Here is a 17,501-nt window from a genome sequence, read left to right as displayed (position 1 = left end):
GAGTACCTGGCTACGAACCAGGCGGTCGGAGGTTCGAATCCTCCAGGACGCGCCACTATTTAGGGCTTTTTTCTTATAAGAATGAAATCCTTATATTGATCTGTTGTTAGTAACAATGAATTGATATTAAAACCGTGCGCTCTTAGCTCAGCTGGATAGAGTACCTGGCTACGAACCAGGCGGTCGGAGGTTCGAATCCTCCAGAGCGCGCCACATTATTAGAAAAAGCCTCGTTTATACGAGGCTTTTTTTATGTCTGCTGCAAATTTGTTGCGACAATGTTAAATTTGTTCGTTGTTTAACTTGTTGTATTTAAAGTAGTTCTTGATTGCTTCTTTGTTATTCCACCTTTCTCATATCAATTCCCAGAAAAGCCCCGTTTAAGTCACAGTTTAAATATCTAAAAATGACGTATTTGACAGATTTATGTGATCTGATAGGCGAATAATTAACCTTATGTGTGCGTTATCCGTAACAGAACCTTAAACAAAATTGACAAACTTTTACCAATCGAGATAATCCATGGGTCGGGATCACTATTCGCTGAAATCCTGTACGTATGTCAGGATGACGAAGAAAGGAAGCAACATGACTAATATTGGAAGCCTGCTAGGAGATGCGGCGACTCTAATGATAACGGGGATGTCCGTTGTCTTTATTTTCCTAACTATTCTAGTTTACCTCGTTCGGTTGATGTCAAAACTGGTACCAGAAGAAGTACCAGAGCCGATCGCAGCACCTAAAAAAATTCAAAAATCACAATCAAACCCTTCAGCTGTTAGTCCACAGGTAGTGGCTGCAATTTCGGCCGCGGTTCATCAATACCGTGCGTCTACTGCTAAGTAGTATTTAAAGGATTAAAAAGGAGTTTATGAGCATGTCTAAACCACTAGCTATCACAGATGTGGTACTTCGTGACGCGCACCAGTCACTATTTGCTACTCGTATGCGTATCGAAGATATGCTGCCAATTGCGGCAGAACTGGATAAAGTCGGTTACTGGTCACTTGAGACTTGGGGCGGCGCGACGTTTGATTCGTGTATCCGTTTTCTTGGCGAGGATCCATGGGAGCGTTTGCGTGAGCTGAAAAAAGCGATGCCAAACACACCAATGCAGATGCTACTGCGTGGTCAAAACCTATTGGGCTACCGTCACTACGCGGATGATGTAGTAGAAAAATTTGTTGAACGTGCCCATAAAAACGGCATGGACGTATTCCGTATCTTTGATGCGATGAATGACGTGCGTAACTTTGAAAAAGCAGTGAAAGCAACGATCGACGTTGGTGGCCACGCTCAAGGTACGTTGTCTTACACAACCAGTCCGGTCCACAATTCAGATACTTGGGTTGATTTGGCTAAGCGCCTAGAGGACCTAGGTTGTCACTCACTATGTATCAAAGATATGTCAGGTTTATTAAAGCCGTATGAAGCAGAAGAGCTGATTACACGTATCAAAGCATCGTGTGACGTTCCTCTGGCACTGCATAGCCACGCGACAACTGGTCTATCGACTGCAACAGCGGTTAAAGCCGTTGAAGCGGGTATCGACATTCTAGATACCGCTATTTCTTCAATGAGCTGTACTTACGGTCATACGCCAACCGAAACGGTTGTTGCGATGTTAGAAGGTACAGAGCGCGACACGAATCTTAAACTAGACCAAATCGAACCCATCGCGGCTTACTTCCGTGATGTACGTAAAAAGTACGCGAAATGGGAAGGTCAGCTAAAAGGTGTCGATTCTCGCATCTTAATCGCTCAAGTTCCTGGCGGAATGTTAACTAACATGGAAGGCCAGCTTAAAGAGCAAGGCGCCGCCGATCGCATGGATGAAGTTCTAGAAGAGATCCCACGCGTACGTAAAGAGCTTGGTTACATTCCTTTAGTAACACCAACTTCTCAGATTGTCGGTACTCAAGCGGTTATTAACGTCTTAACGGGCGAACGCTATAAGAGCATCACGAAAGAGACTGCTGGTCTACTGAAAGGTGAATACGGTCAAGCTCCTGCTGAAGTGGATGCTGAACTGCAAGCGAAAGTTCTAGACGGTGCAGAGCCGATTACTTGTCGTCCTGCTGATTTACTTAAGTCTGAAATGGATACGTTAACGACGGATCTGTTAGAGAAAGCGAAATCAGAGGGTATCTCTCTAGCTGAAGATACGGTTGATGATGTACTGACTTACGCGCTCTTCCCACAAGTGGGTCTTAAGTTCCTTAAGAACCGTCGTAATCCTGAAGCATTTGAACCTGCACCAACGCTAGAAGTTGCGGCTCCAGTTGCTGCAGCTCCTGTACAAGCTTCTGGTGGTATTGAAAGCTACAGCGTGAAGGTTGATGGTCAAGTTTACGATGTTGAAGTTGGCCCACAAGGTGAACTGACATCGGTGGCGCCATCTGCAAAACCTGCTCAGGCTGCACCAGTAGCAGCGTCTGACGCTGAAGCGGTTCCAGCTCCATTGGCGGGTAACATCTTTAAAGTAAACGTTCAGGCGGGTACTGAGGTTTCTGAAGGCGACGTTCTACTAATCCTAGAAGCGATGAAGATGGAAACGGAAGTTCGTGCTGCTCGTGGTGGTATCGTTCAAGAATTGAATGTTAAAGAAGGCGATGCAGTTACTGTAGGCGCTCCACTACTAAGCTTAGCGTAAGGGAGTACCATGGAAGGATTGATGACCTTATGGTCTGAAACAGGGATTGCGAACTTTGAGTTCGGCCAGATCTGTATGATGCTGGTTGGTTGCTTACTGTTGTTTTTGGCAATTCGTAAAGGATTTGAACCGTTACTTCTACTGCCTATTGGTTTTGGTGCTGTATTAGCAAACATTCCAAATGCTGGGTTTACTGATCCAGGTGGTTTGCTCTACTACGTCTACTACATTGGTATTGAGACAGGTATTTTCCCACTGCTGATCTTTATGGGTGTTGGTGCGATGACGGACTTCGGTGCGTTGATTGCGAACCCTAAAACGTTGTGGCTAGGGGCTGCGGCTCAGTTTGGTATCTTCGCGACGCTATTTGGCGCGATCTTGCTGAACTACGTTCCAGGAATGGAGTTCTCGATGGCCGATGCTTCGTCAATTGCGATCATTGGTGGTGCCGATGGCCCAACTGCGATCTTCTTGGCGAGTAAGTTATCTCCGGATCTTTTAGGTGCCATTGCAGTAGCGGCTTATAGCTACATGGCTTTGGTTCCGATCATTCAGCCACCAATCATGAAAGCGTTAACGTCTCCTGAAGAGCGCAAAATTAAGATGGCTCAACTTCGTCACGTTAGCAAAGCCGAGAAGATTCTTTTCCCGCTTGCTGTACTACTGATGACGATTTTGTTCCTACCTTCAGCAACACCTCTAGTTGGTATGTTCTGTTTGGGTAACTTAATGCGTGAAGCGGGTGTGGTTGATCGCCTTTCAAAAACAGCTCAAAACGAACTGATTAACGTTGTAACTATTTTCCTAGGTCTAGGGGTTGGTTCTAAGCTTCAAGCGGATACGTTCTTGAACTTAGAAACATTGGGTATTCTAGGTTTAGGTGCGGTCGCGTTCAGTATCGGTACGGCGGGTGGTGTATTGATGGCTAAGGTGTTGAACCGATTCTCGAAAGAGGACATCAACCCACTGATTGGCGCAGCTGGCGTATCAGCGGTTCCAATGGCGGCACGTGTTGTGAACAAGGTTGGTCTTGAGGCAAACCCTCAGAACTTCTTGTTGATGCATGCAATGGGCCCGAACGTAGCCGGTGTACTTGGTAGTGCGGTTGCGGCGGGTATTCTATTAGCTCTCGTGGGCTAGTGGATTTGCTGGGTCATGTATCGTTACGTTAATTGGTCGTCAATTTACGAATGAGCGGTTAACTTAGCCTTATTAAATGGTTTATAGTCAAAGGGATGCTTTCGCATCCCTTTCTTTTTATTAATTAGGGTGCTTGCTCACTAGGGCTTTTATCAATCAAGGAAATGTGGAAATGGAAAATAAACAGATTGCGATTACTCAATTCGGCGGCGTCGAAAACCTAAGTATTCAAACCAGTGCGATCCCTGAGCCTAAGGCTGGAGAAGTGGTGGTTAAAGTTTCCTTTTCAGGCATTAATCCGATTGATGTCAAAACCCGAGCGGGCCTTGGTTGGGCGGCAGCACAAAACAAAGATAACCTACCTTGGGTACCTGGCTACGATATTTCAGGGCAAATTGTCTCGCTAGGCGAACAGGCTGAACGCTTTACTGTTGGTGATAACGTAGCTGGCTTTATTGGTTTTCCACTGCAAGGTGGCGGTTACAGCCAATATGTGTGTGTTCCAGAAGCTGCATTAAGTATGGTTCCTGATTCTGTCACTCTAGAAGCGGCAGCTGCATTACCACTCGCGAGTCAAACAGCGGCACAAGCGCTCAACAAAGCCGAAGTGAAAGAAGGCGACCGCGTGCTTATCTTGGCGGGCGCGGGCGGCGTTGGTCACCTTGCGGTTCAAATTGCAGTGGCAGCAAAAGCAGAGGTTTACACAACCTGCAGCGAAGCCAACCTTGATTACCTTGCGACGCTAGGTGCTCACGCGATTAACTATAAGTTTGCACCAGCATCAGAAAGAGTATCTGATGTCGATGTGTTGATTGACTTGGTCGGCGGCGATACCGCGCTTGATGCATTGAAGTGCCTAAAAGATGACGCGCGAGTCGTGACTGTGCCGACTCTATCTGCAGAACTTATCTGCGAAAAAGCCACACTATTAGGTTTTACTGCATCAGGCATGCTGGTTGAACCAAGCCCTGAGCAAATGGACACTATGCTTTACATGGTCAGTGTCGGATTACTCAAAACAGAAATTCAAGGTATCTACCAATTAGACGAGGCGCAGTCGGCGCACCTGCAGGTTGAAACCGGACACACCAGAGGCAAGGTGCTACTTAAAATGCAAGAAAGTTGATAGGCAGTGTTAGAATTTTTTAACTCCCTTTTTGAAAATATCGCGCTGTGGTTCTCGGACTCGGCGCTGTGGGTACTCTTCATTAGTGGCTTCTTGAGTGCCACGTTACTCCCCGGTGGTTCAGAAGCTAGCCTTGTGGCTGCATTGAGCTTAGATCAGTTTTCAACCTCATCGATCATTCTAGTGGCGACATTAGGCAATACCTTAGGCGGCCTGACTAACTATTGGATTGGTTTGTGGTTGCCTAATCGAACTCAATCTGAAAAGCATGGTCATAAGGCTATGGCTTGGCTGAGTCGCTATGGCTACTGGACACTGTTATTTAGTTGGTTACCGATCATTGGTGACCCTTTGTGTCTCGCTGCGGGTTGGCTAAGAATGAAATTCATCCCTAGCGTTATTTTGATAGCGATTGGCAAAGCCGCTCGCTATAGCTTACTTGCTGCTATCTACTTCGGTTTTTTCTAAGGAGAACCTATGAAAAAGGTTTTACTTGGTACATTTTCTCTTATCGCCATTGCTGGCTGTTCTTACAATGTACCTAGCTCAACGCCCTTCTTTTCCTCGTTACCTGAAGGTGTCACTCTGTTAGAAGAGGTTAAGCCCTCTAAAGATAAAGTAGTGATTCCTTACACCAAGTATCAGCTTGAAAACGGTCTGACAGTTATTCTTTCCCCTGATGATTCCGATCCGTTGGTGCATGTTGATGTAACTTATCACGTCGGTTCAGCACGTGAAGAGATAGGCAAGTCGGGATTTGCTCACTTCTTTGAGCACATGATGTTCCAGGGTTCAGAGAACGTTGGTGACCAACAGCACTTTAAGATCATTACCGAAGCGGGTGGCTCGTTAAACGGCACGACCAACCGTGACCGCACCAACTATTTTGAAACTGTTCCTTCTAACCAACTTGAGAAAATGTTGTGGTTAGAATCAGACCGAATGGGCTTCTTGTTGGATGCTGTTTCTCAGAAGAAATTTGAGGTTCAAAGAGGCACGGTCAAGAACGAGCGAGCGCAGAGCTACGAAAATCGTCCTTACGGCTTGATGTGGGAACGCATGAGCGAAGCGCTTTACCCTGAAGGTCACCCTTACTCTTGGCAACCAATCGGCTATGTTGAAGATCTTGACCGTGTTGACGTGAATGATCTTAAAGCGTTCTTCCTGCGTTGGTACGGCCCAAACAATGCCGTGTTAACGATTGGTGGTGATATCGACGTTGATGACACGCTAGAATGGGTTAACAAGTACTTTGGTTCAATTCCTCAAGGCCCTGAAGTGAAGGCGGCAGAGAAGCAACCTGCTGTTCTAACAGAAGATAAATACATCACCTTAGAAGACAATATTCGTCAGCCGATGGTGCTGGTGGGTTGGCCAACAACGTATCGCGGTGAAGAGACGCAAGCTTCACTGAATGCATTGTCTAACGTGTTAGGTTCAGGTACCAACAGTTACCTATATCAAAACCTCGTAAAAACGCAGAAGGCCGTCAGCGCTGGCTCTTTCCATGATTGTGCTGAGTTGGCGTGTACCATGTACGTGTATGCAATGGGCAACTCAGGTGAAAAAGGCGATTTGACGGTTCTCAATAAAGAGCTGATGGATACCCTGGAGCAATTCTCGAAAGAGGGCGTTGAGCAAGAGCGTTTAGACCAGATCACTGGCATGGCCGAAGCGAATGCTGTTTTTGCATTGCAAAGCGTTAAAGGTAAGGTGTCGCAACTCGCGTCGAACCAAACCTTCTATGGTCAGCCTGATCGCATTGAATCACAACTCGATCAAATCCGAGCGGTGACGCCTGAGAGCGTGAGCAAGGCATACCAAGATTTCATCGAAGGTAAGCACAAGGTTACCTTGAGTGTGGTTCCTAAGAAAAAGCTCGATTTGGCGGTTCGTGAAGCGACCTTTACCACGCCACCACGTACGTTGCCGGAATACAGCAAGGTGACGGAAGATCAACTGGATTTCAGAAAGGCACCGGATACCTTTGATCGCAGTGTGATGCCAGAAGTGAACTTTGGTGTTGAGGCGACCATGCCTGAGTTGTACCGCATGCACTTTGCAAATGGCACTGACTTAATTGGTACCGTGACCAGTGAAACGCCGACAGTACAGCTGCAAATTCAATTGCCTGCAGGCGAACGCTATGTTCGCAAAGGGCAAGAAGGCCTAGCGAACCTAACGGCTTCGATGATGGAAGAAGGCTCAACTAAACGAACCGTTGAAGAGTTACAAGCGACTTTAGATAAACTTGGTAGCAGCGTGAGCATTAGTGCGGGCAGCTACACCACAGATATTTCAGTCTCGACGCTAGAGAAAAACTTGCCTCAAACCTTAGCGATTGTGCAAGAGGTTCTATTCGATCCTAAGTTCGATGAGCAAGATTTTGAGCGCGTTAAGAAACAGATGCTAGAAGGCGTTGTGTATCAGCATCAGCAGCCAAGCTGGATGGCTTCTCAAGCAACCCGTGAAGTGCTGTTTGGTGACACTGTTTTTGCTCGTGCAAGTGATGGTACTAAGGAATCTCTATCGAAATTGACCTTAGACGATGTGAAAAAATTCTATGCGCAACATTACACACCAGAAGGTGCCAATATTGTTGTGGTGGGAGACATCTCGAAGAAAGAGGTAGGGAAACAGCTACAATTCTTTGAAGAGTGGCAAGGCGATGCGGCACCATTAACGCGTCCACAGATCGTTAAAGAGCTTTCTGGTCAGCACCTGTACTTAGTTGATAAACCGGGTGCGCCGCAAAGCATTGTTCGCTTGGTTCGTAAGGGCCTGCCGTTTGATGCGACGGGCGAATTGTATTTGAGCCAGTTAGCTAACTTTAACTTAGCGGGCAACTTCAATAGCCGTATCAACCAGAACCTACGTGAAGACAAAGCCTACACTTACGGTGCAAGCGGTTACTTCGCAAGTACTCGTGAAACTGGCGCAGTGGTATTTAGCGCGCAGGTAAGGGCGAATGCGACGGTTCCATCGATTCAAGAGTTTATTAATGAGCTGAATGAGTTTAGCCAAAGTGGATTAACTGACGAAGAGGTGAAATTTATGCGCCTTGCCGTCGGTCAACAAGATGCACTTAAATACGAAACGCCAAGTCAAAAGGCGGGGTTGTTGAGTAATATTGTTGCATTGAGCCTTGATGAAGATTACCTACAACAGCGTAATCAGATAGTTGAAACGGTTTCAAAAGAGACCTTAAACGAGCTATCTAAGAAATGGTTTGACCCGAATGATTATCAAATAATCGTTGTTGGTGACGCGACTTCGCTTCGCCCGCAATTAGAAAAGTTAGATATTCCAATAGAAGAGCTTGAAATCATTCGTTAGAGTACACATTAAAGGGGGAGGGAAGAGACTCTACTTTTCTCCTCCAACCTAATTTATGATAGTTCTAATCAGAACAATATAAGATAAGTGAACTGAATTTTGACTGATTTTGCTGCGCGACTAAAGCAAGTTGCAACCAACCCTAAGACCTTCTCTCAATTTGGTCGTGGTGTTGAAAGGGAAACATTACGCTACACGGAAGATGGGCACCTTGCTACTGGGCCGCACCCTGAGGCTTTGGGATCTGCGTTGATGAACGAATGGGTAACGACCGATTTCTCTGAGTCGCTACTGGAATTTATCACGCCTGTTTCTAACGACGTTCCGACGCTTTTGAATCAGTTGTCTGATATCCACCACTTCACGCAAACCAAGTTAGACGGCGAAAAACTATGGCCGCTTTCTATGCCTTGTTACGTTGGCAGTGAAGATTACATTCAGCTAGCGCAATACGGCACCTCGAATAACGGTAAGATGAAGACCCTATATCGTGAAGGCCTAAAACGTCGTTACGGTAGCCTGATGCAGATTATCTCTGGTGTTCACTTCAACTTCTCTTTCCCAGAAAGCTTTTGGGATAGCCTGTTTGGAGAGCAAACTGAAGAAGCGCGTTGTGAATCTAAGTCAGATGCTTACTTTGGTTTGATTCGTAACTACTACCGCTTTGGTTGGTTAATCCCATACTTCTTCGGTGCTTCACCTGCGCTATGTTCTTCTTTCATCAAAGGAAGAGAGACAAACCTGCCTTTTGAAAAGATTGGCGAGACACTGTATCTGCCAAAAGCAACGGCACTGCGCCTGAGCGACCTTGGCTACACGAACAGTGCGCAAAGTGTGTTGAAGATTGGTTTCAACAGCCTAGACCAATACCTTGAAGGTTTGAATCAAGCGATTCGCACACCATCAGAAGAATTTGCCGAGATTGGCACTAAGGTTGATGGTGAATACCGTCAGTTGAATAGCAACGTACTGCAAATTGAAAATGAGCTTTACGCTCCAATCCGCCCTAAGCGTGTGGCGAAGAGTGGTGAGAAACCATCTGAAGCATTGGCACGCGGTGGTGTTGAGTACATTGAGGTTCGTTCTTTAGATGTAAACCCATTCAGCTCAATTGGTATCAATGAGCAGCAGGTTCGCTTCCTAGACTTATTCCTAACGTGGAGTGTGCTAACGGACTCTGCTGAGATGGATAACTGCGAGCTTGAATGCTGGCGCGATAACTGGAACAAGGTGATCCTACAAGGTCGTCAGGTTGGTCTAGAGCTGCAAATCGGTTGTCATGGTGAGCGATTGTCTCTGCAAGATTGGGCGAAGCGTGTCTTCAAAGATCTGCGCTCTATTGCCGAGATGATGGACGCTGAACAAGGTGGTCGTGCATACCAAGAAACATGCGATACGCTTGAGGCTTGGATTGATAACCCTGAGCTAACTATTTCTGGCCAGTTGCTAGAAGAGACCAAAAAATTGGGCGGCTTAGGTAAAGTGGGTTGCGCGTTAGGTAAAACGTACGCTCAGCAACACAAAGCTCACCAATACAAAGTATATTCAGCTGAGTTGATGGAAGCAGAAGTTCAACGTTCTGTGATTGCTCAGCAACAAAGTGAAGAAGCAAGCACTCAAGATTTTGATAGCTTCTTAGCGGATTATTTTTCGTATTTAAAAGCATAGCGAGACTTTGGTGGAAAGGAAGCAAGCCTTATTAGGTCAGCCTACTCGAGTGAGTAGTAAATGGTTACCTGTAGTGACTGTTGGTGTTGTCTCTAGCCTGTTGGTTGGATGTGCAACGCCACCGCCAAAGCAGCAAGATAATTTGTGTAGCATCTTTCGAGAGCACCCTTCATGGTATGAAGATGCCTTGGATATGCAAGAAGAATGGGGAACGCCGATTAACGTTGCGATGGCTTTTGTGAAACAAGAGAGTAGCTATCGTCATGATGCGCGCCCACCTAAAGATTACATTCTTGGCTTTATACCGTGGGGGCGTGTAAGCAGTGCCTACGGTTATGCACAAGCTCAAGATCCTGCTTGGGAAGACTTCCAAAAGGCGACCAATAACGGTGGTTCAAGAACCAACTTTGATGATGCATTGATGTTCATCGGTTGGTATACCAGCGAGACGCGTCGTCAATTGGGCATCTCACTATGGGACCCATATAACCAATACCTGGCTTATCATGAAGGCCGTGGTGGTTATAAGCGTAAGTCATACAACAGCAAGCCATCGCTAATTAAGGTGGCGCGCAAAGTCGAACAGCAAGCAAAAGATTATGGATGGCAGCTGAAACAGTGCCGCAAAGAACTAGAAGACAATCGAAGCTGGTTTTTCTAAAGCCAGCCGTCATGGAGAAGAGCAATGCCTTTATTAGATAGTTTCACTGTTGATCACACACGCATGAACGCACCTGCCGTTCGTGTTGCTAAAACAATGCAAACCCCAAAAGGGGATACCATCACTGTGTTTGACCTGCGTTTTACTGCGCCAAACAAAGACATCCTATCTGAGAAAGGTATCCATACTCTAGAGCACCTATATGCTGGTTTCATGCGTAATCAATTGAACGGTTCAGATGTAGAGATCATCGATATCTCACCGATGGGCTGTCGCACTGGTTTCTACATGAGCCTGATTGGTACGCCTACAGAACAACAAGTGGCTGACGGTTGGTTGGCAGCGATGCAAGACGTACTGAAAGTTGAGAACCAGAATAAGATCCCTGAGCTGAACGAATACCAATGTGGTACCGCGGCAATGCACTCTTTGGATGAAGCGAAAGAGATCGCGAATGCGATCATCGCTGCAGGCATCTCTGTAAACAAGAATGATGAACTGGCACTGCCAGAGTCTATGCTGCAAGAGCTTAAGATCGACTAGTCATTGATAGCTACCCTAGATAGCGCGAGTTAGATACTAAAAGGCCCGGTTCAATGAACCGGGCCTTTTTCGTCAACGTATTTTAGGGCGAGACAGAGATTCAGTGATAACTCAGTTAGCCGTTCACGATCTGTGGGAACACGCGAACCAGTTTGATGCGGTTCTCTTCAAGCTCAACAATTTCCATTGGGTGGCTGGCAACCTGAACACTCAGGTGACTCTCAGGAATATCTTCAAGATGTTCCAGTATCAAACCATTCAGCGTTCTTGGGCCATCGGTAGGCAGTGCCCACTGTAAGCCTTTGTTGATATCTCGGATATTGGCACTGCCTTCAATCAAGAAGCTGCCATCGCTTTGCGGAGTAATCTCTTCAGATAAGCTTGGGGTGATTGAGGTGGTAAACTCACCTACGATCTCTTCTAGAATATCTTCTAATGTAACCAAACCATTGATGTCGCCATACTCATCAACAATCAAACCGATGCGCTGCTTATTGCGTTGAAACTTAAGCAGTTGAATATTGAGTGGTGTCGCTTCAGGAATAAAGTAGATCTCATCCGCGGCACGCAACAGGGTTTCTTTATTGAATTCGTTCTTTTCAAGCATCAGACGGTAAGCTTCACGCAGCCTAAGCATGCCGACCACTTCATCTATTTGGTCACGGTACAGCACTACGCGACCATGAGGCGAGTGGGTAAGTTGACGAACGATCGATTTCCAGTCGTCATTGATGTCGATACCAGTAATCTCATTACGCGGCACCATGATGTCGTTCACGGTGACGTGCTCTAAATCCAGAATAGACACCAACATATCTTGGTGACGTTGAGGGATTAAGCTACCGGCTTCATTTACCACGGTTCTAAGCTCTTCGGAGCTCAAGTGGTCGGTTGCATCATGGCTGGCTTTAACGCCTAAGATACGAATGAAGCCGTTGGTAATGAAGTTCACTAAGATCACCAATGGTGATAGCACCTTCATCAGTATCATCAAAAGGATACTACTCGCGTAAGAGACACGTTCAGGAAATAGAGAAGCGATGGTCTTTGGGGTTACCTCGGCGAATACTAGGATCACGAGAGTCAGGGTACCAGTAGCGATAGCCACACCGATATCCCCGTAGATGCGCATACCAAGAATAGTCGCGATCGCAGACGCAAGAATGTTGACGAGATTGTTGCCGATGAGAATGAGGCCGATCAATCTGTCTGGGCGGTTCAGAAGTTTTTCTACACGTTTGGCACCTTTATGACCCGTATTGGCCAAGTGCTTTAAACGGTAGCGGTTCAAGGACATCATGCCCGTTTCGGAACCAGAGAAATAACCAGAAATTACAATGAGACACGCGAGTAGCGCAAATAAGATACCCGTTGATATGTCGTCCAAAACTATTCTTTTCCTATTTGTGTATCTTGATTAATTTATGACCGAACATGGTCGAGATGTCAATTGAATCTAACGGACTCAATATTTTAAAGGCAAGGTGTGTGAGACCTTGCCTTCATATTACAGACTAATTCAGGATGATTTCCTGAACGAAGCGGCTACCGAAGTAGGCTAATGTGAGCATGCTGGCACCGGCAAGTGCGAACCAAGTGACTTTTTGTCCACGCCAACCTTTCTGATAGTGACCCCATAGAAGTATGGAGTAGATAACCCAAGCAATAAAAGACAACACAGCCTTGTGTGCCTTTCCTTGAGCAAACATATCTTGCACGAAGATGAGACCCGTTAACAAGGTACCTGTTAATAAGCCATTACCAATCAAAATGATCTTGAAAAGCTGTCTTTCCACCATCATTAAAGGAGGTAGGTTAGGGTTTATCACTAAGGCTTTTTTCTTTTTAAGTTTGTGATCTAGCCAAGCAAGTTGCAGGGCGTATAGCGCGCCGATAGTTAACGTTGCGTATGAGAATAGAGCCAAAGATATGTGCACGAGCAGTTTTGGGTCATTCTCTAGATGTTTGATGAAGGTGCTTGGAAGAAAAGTGGCAGCCATCAAGTTCAGCGCAGCAAAGCTATAGACGACGGGTAAGATAAACCACAGACGGGTTTTGAGCATGGCACCGCTCATTACCACAGATATGATTAAACTGATTAATGAAGCAACGTTCAAGATACTGAGGTTTTGGCCACTGGCATTAAAAATCAAATCGCCAAGCAACCAAGCATGGAAAGCTAGAGCAAGTAATGCGCTGATAAACACCGTTTTTACACGGATTCCTGTTTGGTGCACGAGACCTGGAATGATCGTGGAAATTGCCATTGTATAAAGAAAGGCTGCTGCGATCGCAATAAGACTGTCCATGGTATCCATTTTAATGATTACTAATTGGCGAATTATACCTCGCATCGCTCTTTGGGGCTATGGCGAACCTCATTCAATTCCAAGTGAATAATGTCTCACATCACAAGCACGGATGATTAACGCTCTACAACGGGTATGACTCTAATCCGCGCTAATGTATACTCACAGTAATAGTCGCAGTTTTGAGCGAAGAGAAAACTATGTTTGATAATTTAACGGATCGTCTATCCAAAACGCTGAAGAACATCAGCGGTAAAGGTCGTCTGACCGAAGACAATATTAAAGAGACGCTGCGTGAAGTACGTATGGCGCTACTTGAAGCCGACGTTGCACTGCCCGTTGTCCGCGATTTTGTTAAGCGCGTAAAAGAAGGCGCTGTGGGTGTTGAGGTTTCTAAATCTCTAACGCCTGGTCAAGAATTCATTAAGATCGTTCAAGCTGAACTTGAAGCGGTGATGGGTGAGTCTAACGAGGCTCTTAACCTAGCAGCGCAGCCGCCAGCCGTTATCTTAATGGCGGGTCTACAAGGTGCGGGTAAAACCACATCGGTAGGTAAGCTATCTAAGCTTCTAACTGAGCGTGACAAGAAGAAAGTCTTGGTTGTGTCTGCCGACGTTTACCGTCCAGCGGCAATCAAACAGCTTGAAACGTTAGCAAGCGATGTTGGCGTAGACTTCTTCCCATCTTCAGCTGATCAAAAACCTCTTGATATTGCAAACGCTGCAATCGACCACGCGAAGAAGAAATTCTACGACGTGCTACTTGTCGATACTGCGGGTCGTTTGGCTATCGATGAAGAGATGATGGGCGAGATCAAAGAGCTTCATACTGCAATTAAACCAGTAGAGACACTGTTCGTTGTTGATGCAATGACAGGTCAAGATGCTGCGAACACTGCAAAAGCCTTTGGTGATGCGCTACCACTAACCGGTGTTATCTTGACGAAAGTGGATGGTGATGCGCGTGGTGGTGCTGCTCTGTCTGTTCGTCATATCACAGGCAAGCCGATTAAATTCTTGGGTGTTGGTGAAAAGACTGACGCACTAGAACCGTTCCACCCAGATCGTGTTGCTTCTCGTATCTTAGGTATGGGCGACGTACTGTCTCTTATTGAAGACCTACAGAAAAACGTTGATACCGAGAAAGCAGAGAAACTGGCTAAGAAGTTCAAAGAGAAGAAAGGCTTTGACCTTGAAGACTTCCGTGAACAGCTAGGTCAGATGCAAAACATGGGCGGCATGATGGGCATGATGGATAAGCTTCCAGGCATGTCTCAGCTACCAGATAACGTTAAAGATAAAGTTGATGACAAGATGTTCAAGCAAATGGAAGCGATCATCAACTCTATGACCATGAAAGAGCGTCAACGCCCTGACCTAATCAAAGGCTCTCGCAAAAAGCGTATTGCCGCTGGTTCTGGTACACAGGTACAAGATGTAAACCGTATGCTTAAGCAGTTCACCCAAATGCAGAAGATGATGAAGAAGATGCAGAAAGGTGGCATGAAAGGCATGATGCGCAACATGCAAGGCATGATGGGCGGCGGTGGAGGTATGGGCGGAATGGGTGGTGGCTTTAACCCGTTTGGTCGATAATCTACAAATGTAAGCTTTAGCTACGTTACTTTTCATAGTGTTAGCCGTGTCACAGAAAGTGTACGGCAGCTATGTTGGTGAAAAAATAGCTAAAGCCCTTGCATTGCACCGGAATAAGAGTAAAATTCCGGGGCTTTAATTTGGCACGAGACCCCAAGCTATTTACTTATACTTGGGGTTAATTATTTTATTAAGAAAGCAAAGAGGACGACATGGTAACCATTCGTTTGGCACGTCACGGTGCAAAGAAGCGCCCATTTTATCAAATCGTAGTTGCGGATAGCCGTAACGCTGCAACTGGCCGTTTCATCGAGAAAGTAGGTTTCTTTAACCCTACAGCTCAAGGTCAAGAAGAAGGTCTACGTCTAGACCTAGATCGTGTTAACCACTGGGTTGGTCAAGGCGCATCTCTATCTGATCGTGTAGCTAAGCTAGTTAAAGACGCTCAAAAAGCGGCTTAATTCTTTTTTAAAGAGAAATAGCTTATGTCGATGAAGGGTAAAGAAACTATGAGCGAGCAAAATAATAGAATTGTCATGGGTAAACTTGGGTCTACCTATGGTATTCGTGGCTGGCTCAAAGTGTTCTCCTACACAGACAATGCTGAAAGCATATTTGATTACAGCCCTTGGTATTTAAACCTAAAGGGTAAGTGGGTTGAGTACAAAGTTGAGAGCTGGAAACGTCATGGCCAAGGTTATGTATGTAAGCTAGCGGGATTAGATGTTCGTGAAGACGCGCAACTGATGACTAACTTTGAAATTGCTATTGACCCTGCTTCGTTACCTGAATTGTCAGAAGATGAATTCTACTGGCGCGAATTGTTCGGTATGCAAGTTTTTACCACTAAAGGTTACGACCTTGGTGAGGTCACTGACCTATTAGAAACTGGCTCGAACGATGTTCTAGTAATCAAAGCAAATCTTAAAGATGCTTTTGGCCAAAAGGAACGGTTAGTACCGTACCTTGAAGAGCAAGTGATCAAGAAAGTTGATCGCGAAGCTCGCCGGATCGAAGTTGACTGGGATCCTGGATTCTAACTCCAAATTACAGAGCGAGAGAACACATGTGGGTTGGCATTATTAGCCTTTTTCCTGAAATGTTCCGTTCTGTTACTGATTTTGGAGTAACAGGTCAAGCGGTTAAAAAAGGTCTTTTATCTATTGAGACATGGAATCCTCGTGATTTCACTCATGATAAACATCGCACTGTTGATGACAGACCTTACGGTGGTGGTCCTGGCATGTTAATGATGGTTCAGCCTTTGCGCGACGCTATCAAAACTGCCAAGCAAGCAGCACCGGGAAAGACGAAAGTCATCTATCTTTCACCTCAAGGTCGTAAACTCGACCAGAAAGGTGTTGAAGAGCTGGCAACAAACGAGAATTTACTTCTTATTTGTGGTCGCTATGAAGGGGTAGATGAGCGCATCATTGAATCTGAAGTTGACGAAGAATGGTCGATTGGAGATTTTGTGATGACGGGTGGCGAACTGCCAGCCATGACGCTGATTGATTCAGTATCTCGGTTTGTTCCGGGTGTACTTGGAGATTTCGCTTCAGCAGAAGAAGATTCTTTTGCAAATGGTTTGCTAGATTGTCCCCATTATACGCGCCCTGAGGTGCTAGACGATAAAGATGTACCATCGGTACTCAAGTCTGGAAACCATAAGGACATTCGTCGCTGGCGATTAAAACAATCGTTGGGCCGAACTTGGCTAAGAAGACCAGAACTCCTGGAAAACCTAGCTCTGACTGACGAACAGGAACAATTACTGGCTGAATTCATTAAAGAGCAACGCTCTTAACGAAAAGCAAGCAGTAACCTATTAAATTTAGTATCAGTTTATTCTAGGAATTTATACAAATGAGCAACATCATCAAGGCTCTTGAAGAAGAGCAACTAAAATCAGACCTTCCTAAATTCGCACCAGGTGACACTGTTGTAGTTCAGGTTAAGGTAAAAGAAGGTGACCGTGAGCGTCTACAGGCTTTCGAAGGCGTTGTAATCGCTATTCGTAACCGTGGTCTACACTCTGCATTCACAGTTCGTAAGATCTCGAACGGTGAAGGCGTAGAGCGTGCGTTCCAAACTCACTCTCCAATGGTTGATAGCATCGAAGTTAAACGCCGTGGTGCAGTACGTCGTGCCAAGTTGTACTACCTACGTGAGCGTTCTGGTAAGTCAGCTCGTATTAAAGAGAAGCTTACTAAGAAGTAATTCTTTTTGCATTCTATCGATAAAAGCGGAGCCATTTGGCTCCGCTTTTTTGTGTCTGTTATTTGGAGCTTAGCAGGTAAGAGATCCCCAATTCGCTCGTACCTCACTCTTGAGGATGACAAACCAGACGAAACTCATATTTAACCGTCATTCCCTAGACTGACGAAGGAAGGAGTAGGGAATCTCTACTAGCGCCGTGTTATAGGCAATAAAAAAGGATTGACGTTAAACGCCAACCCTTCAAAATTTA

The 17,501-nt window shown here is 45.7% G+C and carries 16 protein-coding genes and 1 tRNA gene; 15 read left to right on the top strand and 2 right to left on the bottom strand.

What is annotated here, in order from left to right; genetic code table 11:
• The first annotated feature begins 136 nt into the window (after positions 1-136).
• The 10 genes from AB6E52_RS01075 to luxS all read left to right on the top strand — a co-directional run bounded on the left by AB6E52_RS01075 (position 137) and on the right by luxS (position 11,127).
• Positions 137-213, top strand: a tRNA-Arg gene (locus AB6E52_RS01075).
• A gap of 375 nt (positions 214-588) precedes the next feature.
• Complete coding sequence (locus tag AB6E52_RS01070; protein WP_004741884.1) at positions 589-846, top strand: oxaloacetate decarboxylase subunit gamma; 258 nt, start codon at positions 589-591, stop codon at positions 844-846.
• 31 nt (positions 847-877) lie between these two features.
• Positions 878-2,653: a sodium-extruding oxaloacetate decarboxylase subunit alpha gene (gene oadA / locus AB6E52_RS01065; protein WP_017059560.1), complete on the top strand. Its 1,776-nt coding sequence runs from the start codon at positions 878-880 to the stop codon at positions 2,651-2,653.
• Between the two features lie 9 nt (positions 2,654-2,662).
• Positions 2,663-3,793 (top strand): sodium ion-translocating decarboxylase subunit beta, encoded by a 1,131-nt coding sequence (locus AB6E52_RS01060; RefSeq protein WP_019825842.1) that lies wholly within the window; start codon positions 2,663-2,665, stop codon positions 3,791-3,793.
• A gap of 172 nt (positions 3,794-3,965) precedes the next feature.
• Positions 3,966-4,919 carry an NADP-dependent oxidoreductase gene (locus tag AB6E52_RS01055; protein ID WP_102319878.1) on the top strand — a complete coding sequence of 318 codons (954 nt, stop codon included), beginning with the start codon at positions 3,966-3,968 and terminating at the stop codon, positions 4,917-4,919.
• A 6-nt stretch (positions 4,920-4,925) separates the two neighbouring features.
• A complete protein-coding gene (locus tag AB6E52_RS01050) occupies positions 4,926-5,387 on the top strand; it encodes a YqaA family protein (protein WP_017059555.1) in 462 nt (153 codons plus the stop codon).
• Positions 5,388-5,396: 9 nt separating this feature from the next.
• Positions 5,397-8,255, top strand: coding sequence for a pitrilysin family protein (locus AB6E52_RS01045; RefSeq protein WP_102319879.1), 2,859 nt, complete (start codon positions 5,397-5,399; stop codon positions 8,253-8,255).
• Between the two features lie 99 nt (positions 8,256-8,354).
• Complete coding sequence (gshA, locus tag AB6E52_RS01040) at positions 8,355-9,923, top strand: glutamate--cysteine ligase (protein WP_017063229.1); 1,569 nt, start codon at positions 8,355-8,357, stop codon at positions 9,921-9,923.
• 10 nt (positions 9,924-9,933) lie between these two features.
• Positions 9,934-10,584 carry a hypothetical protein gene (locus AB6E52_RS01035; RefSeq protein WP_017629422.1) on the top strand — a complete coding sequence of 217 codons (651 nt, stop codon included), beginning with the start codon at positions 9,934-9,936 and terminating at the stop codon, positions 10,582-10,584.
• A 24-nt stretch (positions 10,585-10,608) separates the two neighbouring features.
• Entirely contained in the window at positions 10,609-11,127 is a 519-nt protein-coding gene (luxS, locus tag AB6E52_RS01030; protein WP_017056597.1) for an S-ribosylhomocysteine lyase, read from the top strand.
• 115 nt (positions 11,128-11,242) lie between these two features.
• On the opposite strand, the gene AB6E52_RS01025 is transcribed toward luxS, so the two are convergent.
• Together AB6E52_RS01025 and AB6E52_RS01020 are read right to left on the bottom strand one after the other, a co-directional pair.
• Positions 11,243-12,514, bottom strand: coding sequence for an HlyC/CorC family transporter (locus AB6E52_RS01025; protein ID WP_017063233.1), 1,272 nt, complete (start codon positions 12,512-12,514; stop codon positions 11,243-11,245).
• A gap of 127 nt (positions 12,515-12,641) precedes the next feature.
• Positions 12,642-13,436, bottom strand: a complete 795-nt coding sequence (locus AB6E52_RS01020; RefSeq protein ID WP_019825854.1) for an inner membrane protein YpjD — start codon at positions 13,434-13,436, stop codon at positions 12,642-12,644.
• A gap of 200 nt (positions 13,437-13,636) precedes the next feature.
• Here AB6E52_RS01020 and ffh point away from each other — a divergent pair, with 200 nt between their 5' ends.
• The 5 genes from ffh (at position 13,637) to rplS (ending at position 17,251) form a co-directional block, all read left to right on the top strand.
• Complete coding sequence (gene ffh / locus AB6E52_RS01015; RefSeq protein WP_010435884.1) at positions 13,637-15,031, top strand: signal recognition particle protein; 1,395 nt, start codon at positions 13,637-13,639, stop codon at positions 15,029-15,031.
• Between the two features lie 212 nt (positions 15,032-15,243).
• Positions 15,244-15,492 (top strand): 30S ribosomal protein S16, encoded by a 249-nt coding sequence (rpsP, locus tag AB6E52_RS01010; RefSeq protein ID WP_004410028.1) that lies wholly within the window; start codon positions 15,244-15,246, stop codon positions 15,490-15,492.
• 24 nt (positions 15,493-15,516) lie between these two features.
• Positions 15,517-16,071: a ribosome maturation factor RimM gene (rimM, locus tag AB6E52_RS01005; RefSeq protein WP_017063236.1), complete on the top strand. Its 555-nt coding sequence runs from the start codon at positions 15,517-15,519 to the stop codon at positions 16,069-16,071.
• 26 nt (positions 16,072-16,097) lie between these two features.
• Positions 16,098-16,838 (top strand): tRNA (guanosine(37)-N1)-methyltransferase TrmD, encoded by a 741-nt coding sequence (trmD, locus tag AB6E52_RS01000; protein ID WP_102319880.1) that lies wholly within the window; start codon positions 16,098-16,100, stop codon positions 16,836-16,838.
• A gap of 59 nt (positions 16,839-16,897) precedes the next feature.
• The gene (gene rplS / locus AB6E52_RS00995) at positions 16,898-17,251 is read left to right on the top strand and encodes a 50S ribosomal protein L19 (RefSeq protein WP_004735514.1); all 354 of its coding nucleotides are present in this window, start codon (positions 16,898-16,900) and stop codon (positions 17,249-17,251) included.
• Positions 17,252-17,501: the final 250 nt, after the last annotated feature.

It is taken from the genome of Vibrio sp. 10N.247.311.13, assembly GCF_041467595.1.
Taxonomy (GTDB): domain Bacteria; phylum Pseudomonadota; class Gammaproteobacteria; order Enterobacterales; family Vibrionaceae; genus Vibrio; species Vibrio crassostreae_C.
The sequence above is the reverse complement of the archived record's forward strand: the minus strand, read 5'-3'. Positions and strand labels throughout refer to the sequence as shown.

What these genes read in the sequence shown, in the direction of transcription:
- AB6E52_RS01070 (WP_004741884.1), top strand. Translation starts at nt 589, where the DNA reads ATGACTAATATTGGAAGCCTGCTAGGAGATGCGGCGACTCTAATGATA.
- oadA (WP_017059560.1), top strand. Translation starts at nt 878, where the DNA reads ATGTCTAAACCACTAGCTATCACAGATGTGGTACTTCGTGACGCGCAC.
- AB6E52_RS01060 (WP_019825842.1), top strand. Translation starts at nt 2,663, where the DNA reads ATGGAAGGATTGATGACCTTATGGTCTGAAACAGGGATTGCGAACTTT.
- AB6E52_RS01055 (WP_102319878.1), top strand. Translation starts at nt 3,966, where the DNA reads ATGGAAAATAAACAGATTGCGATTACTCAATTCGGCGGCGTCGAAAAC.
- AB6E52_RS01045 (WP_102319879.1), top strand. Translation starts at nt 5,397, where the DNA reads ATGAAAAAGGTTTTACTTGGTACATTTTCTCTTATCGCCATTGCTGGC.
- luxS (WP_017056597.1), top strand. Translation starts at nt 10,609, where the DNA reads ATGCCTTTATTAGATAGTTTCACTGTTGATCACACACGCATGAACGCA.
- AB6E52_RS01020 (WP_019825854.1), bottom strand. Translation starts at nt 13,436, where the DNA reads ATGGACAGTCTTATTGCGATCGCAGCAGCCTTTCTTTATACAATGGCA.
- ffh (WP_010435884.1), top strand. Translation starts at nt 13,637, where the DNA reads ATGTTTGATAATTTAACGGATCGTCTATCCAAAACGCTGAAGAACATC.
- rpsP (WP_004410028.1), top strand. Translation starts at nt 15,244, where the DNA reads ATGGTAACCATTCGTTTGGCACGTCACGGTGCAAAGAAGCGCCCATTT.
- rimM (WP_017063236.1), top strand. Translation starts at nt 15,517, where the DNA reads ATGTCGATGAAGGGTAAAGAAACTATGAGCGAGCAAAATAATAGAATT.
- trmD (WP_102319880.1), top strand. Translation starts at nt 16,098, where the DNA reads ATGTGGGTTGGCATTATTAGCCTTTTTCCTGAAATGTTCCGTTCTGTT.
- rplS (WP_004735514.1), top strand. Translation starts at nt 16,898, where the DNA reads ATGAGCAACATCATCAAGGCTCTTGAAGAAGAGCAACTAAAATCAGAC.